Origin of the sequence: Gordonia sp. 852002-10350_SCH5691597, assembly GCF_001665715.1 — a bacterium.
GTDB lineage: Bacteria > Actinomycetota > Actinomycetes > Mycobacteriales > Mycobacteriaceae > Gordonia > Gordonia sputi.
Genome location: NZ_LZMO01000126.1, coordinates 23,914 through 35,854, shown reverse-complemented (window position 1 = coordinate 35,854; position 11,941 = coordinate 23,914). Strand labels below are relative to the sequence as shown.

Here is an 11,941-nt window from a genome sequence, read left to right as displayed (position 1 = left end):
ACATGGTCGTCACCGTCGACGCGCTCCATACCCAACGCGCGACAGCCGACTACATCGTTGATCGCGGCGGGCACTTCGTGATGTGTGTCAAGCGCAATCAACCCACCCTCTACGATCAGTTGAAATCGTTGCGGTGGAACAAGATCGGCAGCTACACGACCACCGATACCTCTCGTGGCCGACGCGTCACCCACACCATCAAAGCTGTGGAAGTGCCCGCCCAGATGGTCGGATTCGACCACGTCGGCCAAGTCATCCAGATCCGCCGCACCCGCACCATCAAAGGCAAACGAACCGTCGAAATCGTCTACCTCATCAGCGATCTCGACATGCTCGCCGCCCAACCGCACCTGATCGCCGACTGGGTACAGGGCCACTGGGGTATCGAGAACCGTCTGCACTACGTGCGCGACGTGACGTTCGGCGAGGACGCCTCCCGTATCCGAACAGGCGCCGGACCCCGGGTGATGGCCACGCTGCGCAACCTGGCCATCGCCATCCTGCGCAACGCCGGACATACCAACATCGCTGCGGCCCTACGTCACACCGCCAGAGCACCCGAACGAGCCATAAACTACTCCTCACCAGCACTGAAAGGACTTTGCCGTGACCCTGGGTATACCAAGGACCTGATCAGGTCGGGTTATGCCCGCGACGACGCTCCGCGCCGCGCTGAGGAAAGCATGACTCGCTTGTTGCCCTCCGGTGCACCGGCCCCGGGGCACGCGATCTTCGACGTGGTCGGTGACGACCATGAACCCGTCGGCTACCTCTGGATCGGGCCGGATACCAGCGACGACGCCGGGGCTTGGTGGGTCTGGGACATCGAGATCGACGACGACAAGCGTGGGCGGGGTTTCGGCCGAACTGCCATGATCCTCGCCGGGGACTACGCCCGACAGCAGGGCGCTCACACCCTCGGCCTCAATGTCTTCGGGTTCAACGTCGCGGCGCGCAACCTGTACCAGTCGATCGGCTACGAGCCCACCGCGATCCAGATGCGCAAGCGACTCGATCAGGACTAGAGCAGCGTCGATCTCCAACCTTCCCACGAACGTTCGAGCTTGGTCATGCAGCTAGTGGCTGGCGATGCGGACGGCGTGGCGGATCGTGTCGACAACATCGATGCCGGGGATGGTCAGTTCGAGTGCGCCCGTTGACGACAGGACCGCTATCCCGTGTAGCGCGACCCACAGTGAGGCTGCGACTCTGTCGGGATCTGTTGTACGACCGCTCTTCTGAATGACGGACACCAGCCACTCGTACAGCGGGCGCGACGCGTTTCGAAGCTCGGCGCCCGACCCCTCGAGTAGGTCGTGACGGAAGATGAGCGTGAACATCGCAGGTCTGCGTCGCGCGAAGTCGACGTAGGCGATCCCGATCTCCACGAGGTCGTGGTCGGATGCCAGGTCTGCAGTTTTGAGTGCTTCAGCTAGATCGTGCAGGCCCACTTCGGCGATCCCTGCAAGCAGGCTCCGGTGCGTCGGAAACCAGCGTCGGGGCGCTCCGTGAGACACGCCGGCGCGCCTCGCGATCGCCCGCAATCCGACGTCGGCAGAGCCTGTCTCCTCCAATAGTTCGACGCCCGCGCGTACAAGTGCGGATCCGGTGTCTTCGACGGTCACGTAGACAGTGTCTCCTATCTCGTGTAGACACTGTCTATGCGCTTGTGGACAGCAGTGGTTTATCGCGTGTGTCGATACCTTGTCATCGGGCCGACGCTGTACGTGTTTGGGCGGCCGAAGGTCACGGGCCGCGAGCACATCCCACGATGCGGGCCGGTGATCTTGGCGGCCAACCACCTCGCCGTGCTGGACTCGTTCTATCTGACACTCGCTGCGAGGCGACATGTGACGTTTCTGGCTAAGCGCGAATACTTCGACAAGCCAGGGCTCTTCGGCCGGACGCAACGGCGGTTCTTTGCGGCAATGGGGCAAATCAGCGTCGACCGGCGTGGGGGTAGCGCGTCGTCGTCGTCGCTGCGAGCCGCGACGACGATCCTCACGCACGGAGGGGCGTGGGGCATTCATCCCGAGGGCACACGCTCGCCTGACGGTCGGCTCTATCGAGGCCGAACCGGCGCTGTTCGAGTCGCAATGGACACGGGCGCACCACTGATACCAGTCGCGATCACGGGAACGAGACCGGGATCTGCGGTGCGCTGGTGGCAGCAGCGGGTCTGTATTCACATTCTCGAGCCACTAGAACTCGATCCGTATCGCGTCGAAGGAGCGGCCGGCATCAGGGCGGCGACTGATGAGTTGATGCGCAGGATCTCGACGCAAACGGGGCAGTCATGCGTCAATACGTATGCGCGAGAGTGGAAGTCGCATGCCAAAGAGTCCGACGCGGCGTGATGGTTGCCAGCGTCGGGCCGTCGGCTCGGGCCGCCCTGTGTAGAACTGCGCCAGGCCGGGTTGATGCTCAACCGCCCAGCGATCCGTATGACGTTCACCGCCGAAATCCGCTCAGGCTGTCATATGGATCTGTAGCGCTGCGCCAGGTCGGGGTCTTCTCGACGGCCAGCGATCTGTTTGACGTTTACCCTTGGAATCCGCCCGGACTGTCATCGGGTCGCCGGCCGGGGTCCGCGCCAGGCGGACGCGCACGCAGGCATCGGTACCGTGGACAGCAAAGCGCAAGGAGGCGTCTACCCGTATGCAGTCACCCGTCCGCGACTATCTGACCGAGGTCCTCGATTCGCTCGACGCCGAGCGCGGTGGAGCCGTCGCCGACTACATTCCGGACCTGGCCGAGGCCAACCCCGATCTCTTCGCCATCGCGGTCACCACCGTCGACGGCCGAACGTACTGCGTCGGCGACGACGAGGTCGAGTTCTCCATCCAGTCGATCTCCAAGCCGCTCGCCTACGCGGCAGCCCTGGCCGACCGTGGCTTCGACGCGGTGCTGGAGAAGGTGGGCGTCGAGCCGTCCGGTGAAGCCTTCAACGAGCTTTCCCTCGAGAGCGGTACGTGCAGGCCACGCAACCCGATGATCAACGCGGGCGCGATCACCACCCACGGGCTGCTCGTCGACGACGATGCCGACGTCGAGTCCCGCGTGGAGCGGGCGCGCAGCTTCTTCTCCACCCTTGCCGGACGTGAACTTGCCGTCGATCAAGCGCTCCACAAGTCCGAAATGGACTCAGCCGACCGCAATCTCGCGATCGCGCACATGCTGCGCAACTACGGGATCGTCGACGATGCGCCGCACGACATCGTCGACGGATACATCCAACAGTGCTCAATCATGGTGACGGCCAAGGATCTTGCCGTGATCGGAGCGTGATTTGCCAACGGCGGCGTACACCCCGTCACCGGCGAGCGGGTGATGAGTCGACGTATCGCGCGGCAGGTGATGTCGGTGATGGCAGGCTGCGGAATGTACGACGGCGCGGGCGAGTGGCTGACCACCGTCGGCATTCCGGCGAAAAGCGGTGTGGCGGGCGGACTTCTCGGGACGCTGCCCGGCCAGTGCGGCATCGCGGTCTTCTCGCCGCGGCTCGACGAACACGGCAACAGCACGCGCGGTGTGTTGGCGTTCCGTCGGCTGTCAACCGACATGAACATGCACATGGTCGACGCCGAGCCCTACGGAACCACCGTGCTGCGCGATCCGAACCTCCGACGATTCGACGACCTTCGAACTGCAGGGAGTCATCCAGTTCAGTGGCGCAGAGTACGTCCTCGACAGTTTGGCCGCCGACGAAACAGGCACCCCCACTGTGGTTTTCGACGTCAGTCAGGTCAGCCACTTCGCTGACGTCGGGCGTCGGATGATCCTGGAGGGTATGCGTCGTGTCCGCGAGGACGGGCGCCGCGTCGTATTGATTGATCCCGACGACACTCTGCCCGATCCCGATCTGGGCGACGGAAGCTATCCGGACAGATCATGACTGGTGATGCGCGGCAAGCACGCGCGCGGATGAATCACACCGAGGACACGAATCGGCGAATGCTGCGCGCGCGTGATGCGATGGATTGCCGGTTCGCTGAACCCCTGGACCTCGGTGCGCTGGCGGCGATTGCGCACGTGTCGGAGTCGCACTTCAGCCGCGTGTTCAAGGCGACCTTCGGCGAGACGCCGCACCGCTACCTCCAACGACGACGGATCGAGCGAGCGTCGTCAATGCTGCGCGAGACGCAGCTGTCGATCAGTGACATCAGCACCGCAGTCGGGTTCAGCAGTTTCGCGACCTTCACCAGGACCTTCGGGCAGATCATGAGCGAGACACCCACCGCGCATCGCCGTCACGCCGGGGACCACGGTGCGCCAATCTGCGCGGTCAAGGCGCTACGCCGGCCGGCAGGAGCTCCTGTCGCCAAGAGAGCAGTTTTGGACAAGTGAGACCGAGGCAGCGCCGGTAGCGTTCCCGCCATGCCCAACACGATCATTCTGTCCCAGATATACGTACTCGACCACGACGAAGCCCTTGACTTCTACGTCGGCAACCTCGGCTTTGAGGTCCACTCCGACGTCGACATGGGTTTCATGCGATGGCTCACCATCAATCTGCCGTCCGACCCCGACCGCCAACTCATGTTGGAGATCCCCGGGCCACCGTCGTTGAGCCCGGAGACCGCAGCCCAGGTTCGCGACCTATTGACGAAAGGTGCTGGCGGTGGCTGGTTTTCGATGTCAACCGATGATGCCTATGCGACCGCAGACACACTTCGGGCCGGAGGCGTCGACTTCACCGATGAACCGACCGATCGTGACTACGGCATCGATTTCGGTATCCGCGACCCGTTCGGCAATCGAATCCGCATCGGACAGATGAAGTCTCGCCCCTGAGTCTCGCGAGCGTGGCTTCCGGTACGCCTAGACCGGCAGCTTGCGGAAGACCTTGCGCGGTATGTGGCGCAGCACGGTCATAATGAACCGGAAAGTGCCTGGCACCCAGACGATTTCCTTGTTGTCGTCGACAGCCTTGATGACGGCCTTCGCGACGACGTCCTTGTTGACGGTGAGCGGAGCTTCCTTGACGTTCGCCGACAGTCGGGTCCGCACCTGGCCGGGACGCACGACGAGAACGTGCACGCCGTCGTCGGCCAGCGCCTCGCCGAGGCCGAGGTAGAAGCCGTCGAGACCTGCCTTCGACGATCCGTACACAAAGTTGCTGCGTCGAACACGCTCGCCCGCAACCGAACTCATCGCGACGATCTGGGCGCGTCCCTGGTGCTTCATCTTGTCGCCGAGCAGCACCCCAACACTCACCGCGGCGGTGTAGTTGATGGTCACCTCGGTCACGGCCTTGCGCTGGTCCTGCCAGACCTCTTCGTCGTCGAACTGCACACCGGCAGCGACGATAGCGAGGTCGACATCGCCTCCGGCAAAAGCCTTCTCGATGGTCTCGGGGTGCGTCTCGGGCTTCGTCGCGTCGTAGTCGATGAGCTCGACCGACGTCGCACCCGCCTTGCGCATGGTGTCGGCTGCGGCGTCGGCGGTCGGATCACCGGGCACGACGGCGAGGATCACGCGGGCGGGTCCACGAACGAGGAACTCGCTGGCAATGGCGAGTCCGATCTCGGAACTGCCACCGAGGATCAGGATCGACTGCGGCGAATCGACGGCGTTGAACATTGGTTGGTGTCTCCTCGGGTGTTGGGAAGTAGTTGGTGGTCTGAACGGGCAACCGGATTCGGCCGCAACGCAATTCAGTACAAGCGAGCCGAGTTCACGTCAGTTGAGTTCGAGTCGACGGCCCATGTCGGACAGGAACACGCCGGTCGGGTCGATCTCGCGACGCTTGGCGATCCACTTGTCGATCTCCGGGTACATCTTGTGGAAGTGCTCGGCAGACGTCCGCGAATCCTTTGCGGTGTACAGCCTTCCGCCGATCTCCATGACCCGACGGTCCATGTCGTTGAGGAACTCCGCGAGCCCTGCACGCAGCGGGAAGTCGAGGCAGACGTTCCAGCCCTCGAACGGGAACGACAGCGGCGCTTTGGGATTGCCCTTACCGAACAGCTTGATCACGTTGAGGAAGCTGATGTGACCCGACGCCTGGATGTCGGTGATGATCTTCTTGAACTCGTCCTCGTTGCCCTTGGGCACGATGAACTGGTACTGCGTGAATCCACCACCCTTGCCGTACGCGACGGGGCGTCCGTAGGCGTTGTTCCAGTTCCCGATCAGATCGAGCGGGTGATAGAACTGCGGCAGACTCTCGATGACGTCGCGCTTGTTCGATCCGGCCCGGTAGTAGAGCTCGCCGATGAGTCCGAAGTCGAATTTGTTGTCGAGTCCACGCGGGAAGATATTCGGCAGCGTGATCAGCGGCTTCGGGTTGAACTTGAGCGGATCCTTCTTGAGCTTGTCAGGCAGTTCGTCGAACGTTGCCAGATTGCCGCGGCTGAACGAACCGCGACCGAGCTTCGGGGCGGCGCTCATCGTGTCGAACCAGCCGGACGCGTACTCGTAGCCGTCCTCGTAGTTGTCCTCGAGGTGCAGCGCGATGGTCTCGTCGAGGTTGTTGGTGGTGAAGGTGTCGGCCTTGAAGTAGGCCGTCTCGGTGCGCTTGAGCTTGATCTTCACGCGCAGCACGATGCCCGTCAGGCCGATGCCTGCCACCGTGCACCAGAACAGCGAGCCGTCGGGATCGTCGGGCGAGCCGTCGGGAGTCAGGGTGAGAATCCGGCCGTCGGCAACAAGGAGTTGCATCTCGGTGACGTGATCGCCGAACGCGCCCGTCGCGTGGTGGTTCTTGCCGTGGATGTCGTGCGCGATGGCGCCACCGACGGTCACCTGCCTCGTGCCGGGCATCACCGGCACCCAGAAGCCGCGGGGCACGACCACCTTCATCAGGTGATCGATCGAGAGGCCCGCGTCGACGTCGACGATGCCGGCCTCTTCGTCAAGAGAATAGATCCTGGTCAGCGGCGTCATGTCGATGGTCAGGCCACCGGAATTCTGCGCCGACTCGTTGTACGAGCGGCCGAGTCCGCGGGCGATGACCCCACGCTTGAGGTAATCGGGTTTGTCGGCGTTGTCGTCGGCAACCCGAGCCACCGCATCGGCGATGACCTCGGGGTATGGCGTCGACAGGACATGCCCGGTGATCGGGGTGGTACGTGACCATCCGGCCAGCGTGCGCGTGGTGATCGGCAGGAGCTCTTCAGTAGACATCGTTAGGGATCTTACCGCGACGGCAGATACGCCCGACGCAGCTTGTCAGCCTTCGAGCACCAACGCCGCCGCGTTGTGTCCGGGTATGCCACTGACACCACCGCCTCGACGCGCCGCCGCACCGGCGAGCAGTACGCGGGGGTGCCGCGTCTCGACACCCCACTGCCCGACGGTGTGCCGGTCCTGCGCCCACGGCCACTGCAGGCTCCGGTGGAAGATGTTGCCGCCGGGCAGCCCGAGTGCGGCCTCGAGATCCTGCGGCGTCTTGGCCTCGATACACGGATTGCCGTGGGCGTCGGTGCAGATGACGGACTGAATAGGTTCTGCGAGAACAGAATTCAGAGAGTTCAGAGTGGCTTCGACGGCCCTGCCGGTTGCCGACGGTGCGTCGAAGACCGCCGGAGGCATCTGGAGTCCGAACAGTGTCAGCGTGTTGCATCCGGCGAGCTCTGGTCCGAGGATTGACCTGTCGGACAGTGTGTGACAGTAGATTTCACACGGCGGGACGCTCGGGACCTTATCGATACTCGCCTGCTGCCACGCCGCGTGCAGCTGCCCGTACGACTCGTTGATGTGGAACGTCCCGGAGAACGCAGCGTCGGGAAGGACCGATCCATCACGAAGCGCCGGCAGCCGATCGAGCAGCATGTTGATCTTCAATTGTGCTCCGGCAGTGTCGGATTCGACGTCGAGCGGAACGTCGAGGCAGTCGTTGATCGACTGCGGCGCACACGCGACGTAGAGCATCGAGGCGCGGAGGGTGGTCTCGACTCGGCTGCTCGCTGCGCTCGCGGCCGGCTCGACCAGGGGTTGGGGGCTGCTCGCTGCGCTCGCGGCCGGCTCGACCAGCGGGTGGGGGCTGCCCGCAGGCTGGACCAGCGGGTGGGGGCTGCCCGCAGGCTGGACCAGCGAGGAGGGGCCAGCCGTGGACCGCTCGACCAGCGGGGATGGGCCGCGCTCAACATGCGCGGAGCTGACGTACTCGACCGTGCCGTCGGCCGGGTCGATGCCGGTTATCCGCGCGCCGGTCACGATCCGGGCGCCTGCGGCGACGGCGGCTTCGTAGAGTGCGCCCGATACCGCACCCATGCCGCCGACCGGGACGTCCCAGTCGCCGGTGCCACCACCGATCAGGTGATAGAGGAAGCAGATGTTCTGGCGCAGTCGGGCGTCGTGGAGGTCGGCAAAGGTGCCGATCAGCGCGTCGGTGGCGACGACGCCGCGCACCAGGTCGTCGGCAAAATAGCGCTCGATGAGCTCGCCGAGTGGACGTTCGGTGAGCAGCTCCCAGATCTCGGCGAGCGACGTGTCGAGGCCGGCGGAGCTCGACGCACCGATCACCAGATCGCGCAGTTCGTCGCGGCTGCGCAGCGGCTCGATCAGCGTCGGGAAGACGCGACGTGCGATTTCACCCATCCGGCCGTAAAACCATTGCCACGACGCGAACTCCGTGTCATCGCCGGTGATGCGTCGAAACGATTCGGCGGTCGCAGACTCGTCCGCATTGTCGACGAGCAGGCCGCGAGTGGGGTCGGTGGGCAGCGGCGTGTACGACGAGTAGCGGCGTCGAATCAGCGAAATGTCCAGGTCCAGGTCGGTGATGATCTCGCGCGGCAGCAGCGACACCAGGTACGAGTAACGCGAAAGATGTGCGGGCACACCGGGAAACGGCGTCGCGGAGACGGTGGCACCGCCGACGTGGTCTGCACGCTCGAGCACCAGCACTCGACGTCCCGCACGCGCGAGGTACGCGGCAGCCGTCAGTCCGTTGTGACCCGCACCGATGATGATGTCGTCGAAGCGTTCCATGCATCGAGCATGACCACCGTCGTGACGTGTTGTCGAGGGTCGAGGTACCCGACCGGTCGCTACGCGGTGTCGGGTCGGGCACTTCGGATACGTCATGGTCACGATGCGCCAACGACGGGGGTTGTTCACCGGGCACGATCGGTCGTCGCGACCATATCCTTGTGAGCGTGGACATCCCTTCGGTCGAACTCTCGTCAGGATTCCGGTTACCTCTCGTCGGCCTCGGAACCTACGACATGCTCGGCATGCCCTGCGTCGACGCCGTGTCGGACGCGCTCAGGTCCGGATATCGCCTGCTCGACACCGCGTCGAGGTACTCCAACGAACTCAGCGTCGGGATGGGATTACGCGAATCCGGCATCGCTCGCGACGAGGTCGCCGTGCAGACCAAGCTCGGCGGTGGCGACCAGGGATTCGACGAGCCGATCAACGCGGCCAAGGAAAGCGCTCGACGGCTCGGCGTCGCACACATCGACATCTATCTGATTCATTGGCCGTGTCCGAGCCTCGGTCGAACCGTCGACTCCTGGAAGGCGCTGCTGACCCTCGCCGACGAGGGCTTCATCACCGTGCCGGGGGTCTCGAACTTCAAGGCACACCAACTGCAGATGCTCTACGACGAAACCGGCGTCTGGCCACAGGTCAACCAGATCCAGTGCTCGCCTGCACTCGCGCGAGATGAGTTGCGCGAGTTCATGTCCGAGCGTGGGATCGTCGCGCAGGCGTGGCATCCGACCGGCCGCAAGGAAGGCATGCTCGGCGACGCCGTGATCATCAGGCTCGCGCGCAAGTACGGCAAGTCGCCGACGCAGATCGCGTTGCGCTGGTCGGTGCAGCAGGGCATCTCGGTGGTCCCCAAGTCGTCGCATCACGGGCGGCAACTCGAGAACGCCGACCTCTTCGACTTCTCGTTCGACGACGCCGACCTCGCAGAACTCGCAACACTCGACCGTGGTGAGAAGGCGGCCCGCGACTCCGACGTCGAAGAGGAGTTCTGAAACAGCGCCCGCCCGGCACCGTCTAGGGTGGCAGGGTGCAAGACGCAACCTCCGACGACGGGCACGACCACAAGTCGCGGCACGAAGACTTCAAGACGCGCCACGCCCCGACTCCGATCGAAGTGCCGGTCGACGATGCGGAGGCCTCGACCGACGTTCCGCTGACGACACAGATCCTGCGGTTCGTCATCAGCGGCGTGATCTCCGGCATCCTCGACTTCGGACTGACCACGATCCTGCAGTTCGGTTTCGGGTTGCCGCCCGTGGTGTCGAAGGCCGTCGGCTTCATCTGCGGCACCACCTGCGCGTACATCATCAACCGGCGCTGGACGTTCCGTGCGTCGCCGAGTACGGCTCGCTTCATCGCCGTCGCACTGCTCTACTGCTGCACGTTCTTCGTCAACGTCGGCATCTACACCTGGCTGGCCCACGTGTGGGAGCACACGTTCCTCAACAGCCTCATCGCGTATGTGATCGCACAGGGCACTGCGACGGTCATCAACTTCGTGGTGCAGCGCACCGTCATCTTCCGAGTCACGTAGTCGTGCCGACCGCGGTTGTCGTCGGCGCAGGCCCGAACGGGTTGTCGGCAGCGGTCCGACTCGCGCAGGCGGGTCTTGACGTCACAGTCCTCGAGGGTGCCGACACGATCGGCGGCGGCACGCGGTCGGGCCCATTCGACGACGAGTTTCCCGAGGTCATCGTCGACCATTGCTCCGCGTTCCATCCGCTGGGGACGTCGTCGCCCTATCTGCGCACCCTGCCTCTCGACGAGCACGGATTGCGCTGGTCGTGGCCCGACATCGACTGCGCGCACCCGCGCGACGACGGCACTGCGGCGCTTCTCTTCCGCGACATCGAGCGCACCGCGGCCGGATTCGCCGACGCGGGTTTCCCCGGGGCGGGCGACCGGTGGCTCGCGCTCCTCGGCAAGGTGTCGACGCACTTCCCCGAGGTCGCCGACGACGTGCTCTCGCCGATGCTGGCGCTGCCGCATCACCCGCTGCTGCTGGCGCGTTTCGGGTTGCCCGCGCTGATGCCTGCGACGGCCCTTGCCAGCTTCCTCGGTCCGCACGCGGGCGCTCTGTTCACCGGCATGTCCGCGCACGGTTTCACCCGACTCGACGTCCCCGGAAGCTCGGCTGCCGGACTCATGCTGACCGCGGCGGGCCATCACGGCGGCTGGCCGGTGGCTGTCGGCGGGTCGTCGACGATCACGACCGCGCTCGCCGGACTCCTGCGCTCGCTGGGCGGCACGATCGAGACCGGACACACCGTCTCCGACCTCGCGCAGATCCCCGCCGACATCGTGATTCTCGACGTCACGCCGCGCGCGGCCGCCGACATCCTCGGTGCGCGCCAACCCAGCCGCATCGCTCGGTCATATCGGCGCTGGCGACGCGGCCCGGCGGCGTTCAAGGTCGACTATGTGATCGACGACGAGGTCGGGTGGACGGCGCGCGACTGCGCTCGTGCGGGCACGGTGCACCTCGGCGGCGAGGCGTCGGAGATCGCGAAGGCCGAAGCCGACGTCGCCGCGGGACGGATGCCTCGTCGACCCTTTACTCTCGTCGGGCAGCAGTGGGTCGCCGACGAGAGTCGAGCGTCGGGAAGTCTCAAGCCGCTGTGGGCTTATGCCCATGTGCCGCAAGGGTATTCGGTTGACGCGACAGAGTATGTGACCGCACAGATCGAGCGCTTCGCGCCGGGATTTCGGAGCAGGATCGTCGCGGTTCGTGCGACTTCGCCCGCAGAGCTGGAACGGGCGAATCCCAACTATCCCGGCGGCGACATCGGCGGTGGACGCAACGACCTGGTTCATCTCGTCGTACGGCCGCGACTCACCGCATCGCCGTACTCGACGGGAGTCGACGGCGTGTACCTGTGCTCGGCCGCGACACCTCCCGGGGGAGGTGTGCACGGGATGTGCGGCTTCGGTGCCGCTGAGGCCTCGCTGGCCGCGCTCCGCTGAGAACGTCACGGTAGCCGTCGGTCGCGCGAACGAC

11 protein-coding genes and 1 pseudogene are annotated in these 11,941 nt (G+C 64.8%); 8 read left to right on the top strand and 4 right to left on the bottom strand.

The genetic code is table 11. The features are described 5' to 3' along the window. On the top strand, positions 1–1,025 hold a 1,025-nt coding region (locus tag A5777_RS25025), incomplete at its 5' end, for an ISAs1 family transposase (protein WP_082933615.1). A 51-nt stretch (positions 1,026–1,076) separates the two neighbouring features. Here A5777_RS25025 and A5777_RS09780 read toward each other — a convergent pair. Next, the gene (locus A5777_RS09780) at positions 1,077–1,625 is read right to left on the bottom strand and encodes a TetR/AcrR family transcriptional regulator (protein WP_064862514.1); all 549 of its coding nucleotides are present in this window, start codon (positions 1,623–1,625) and stop codon (positions 1,077–1,079) included. Positions 1,626–1,661: 36 nt separating this feature from the next. On the opposite strand from A5777_RS09780, the gene A5777_RS09775 reads away from it, so the two are divergent. The 4 genes and pseudogenes from A5777_RS09775 (at position 1,662) to A5777_RS09760 (ending at position 4,794) form a co-directional block, all read left to right on the top strand. Next, positions 1,662–2,357, top strand: coding sequence for a lysophospholipid acyltransferase family protein (locus A5777_RS09775; RefSeq protein ID WP_064862513.1), 696 nt, complete (start codon positions 1,662–1,664; stop codon positions 2,355–2,357). Positions 2,358–2,658: 301 nt separating this feature from the next. Further along, positions 2,659–3,895 (top strand): annotated as a pseudogene (locus A5777_RS09770) (glutaminase). Continuing rightward, on the top strand, positions 3,892–4,347 hold the full coding sequence (locus tag A5777_RS09765; RefSeq protein WP_231894692.1) for a helix-turn-helix domain-containing protein: 456 nt from the start codon (positions 3,892–3,894) through the stop codon (positions 4,345–4,347). The pseudogene A5777_RS09770 and the gene A5777_RS09765 overlap by 4 nt, the downstream one beginning before the upstream one ends. 30 nt (positions 4,348–4,377) lie before the next feature. Beyond that, positions 4,378–4,794, top strand: a complete 417-nt coding sequence (locus tag A5777_RS09760; RefSeq protein WP_005208187.1) for a VOC family protein — start codon at positions 4,378–4,380, stop codon at positions 4,792–4,794. A gap of 27 nt (positions 4,795–4,821) precedes the next feature. On the opposite strand, the gene A5777_RS09755 is transcribed toward A5777_RS09760, so the two are convergent. From A5777_RS09755 to A5777_RS25370, 3 genes are all read right to left on the bottom strand, one after another. After that, complete coding sequence (locus A5777_RS09755) at positions 4,822–5,583, bottom strand: decaprenylphospho-beta-D-erythro-pentofuranosid-2-ulose 2-reductase (RefSeq protein ID WP_005208185.1); 762 nt, start codon at positions 5,581–5,583, stop codon at positions 4,822–4,824. Positions 5,584–5,682: 99 nt separating this feature from the next. Next, a complete protein-coding gene (locus A5777_RS09750; protein WP_005208183.1) occupies positions 5,683–7,128 on the bottom strand; it encodes an FAD-binding oxidoreductase in 1,446 nt (481 codons plus the stop codon). Between the two features lie 45 nt (positions 7,129–7,173). Further along, positions 7,174–8,937 carry a phytoene desaturase family protein gene (locus A5777_RS25370; protein WP_005208182.1) on the bottom strand — a complete coding sequence of 588 codons (1,764 nt, stop codon included), beginning with the start codon at positions 8,935–8,937 and terminating at the stop codon, positions 7,174–7,176. Between the two features lie 167 nt (positions 8,938–9,104). Here A5777_RS25370 and A5777_RS09740 point away from each other — a divergent pair, with 167 nt between their 5' ends. From A5777_RS09740 to A5777_RS09730, 3 genes are read left to right on the top strand one after another with little or no spacing between them, the layout of a single operon-like run. Continuing rightward, complete coding sequence (locus A5777_RS09740) at positions 9,105–9,935, top strand: aldo/keto reductase (RefSeq protein WP_005208179.1); 831 nt, start codon at positions 9,105–9,107, stop codon at positions 9,933–9,935. A 35-nt stretch (positions 9,936–9,970) separates the two neighbouring features. Then, entirely contained in the window at positions 9,971–10,477 is a 507-nt protein-coding gene (locus tag A5777_RS09735; protein WP_005208178.1) for a GtrA family protein, read from the top strand. A 2-nt stretch (positions 10,478–10,479) separates the two neighbouring features. After that, on the top strand, positions 10,480–11,907 hold the full coding sequence (locus tag A5777_RS09730) for a phytoene desaturase family protein (protein WP_005208177.1): 1,428 nt from the start codon (positions 10,480–10,482) through the stop codon (positions 11,905–11,907). Positions 11,908–11,941 lie beyond the last annotated feature (34 nt).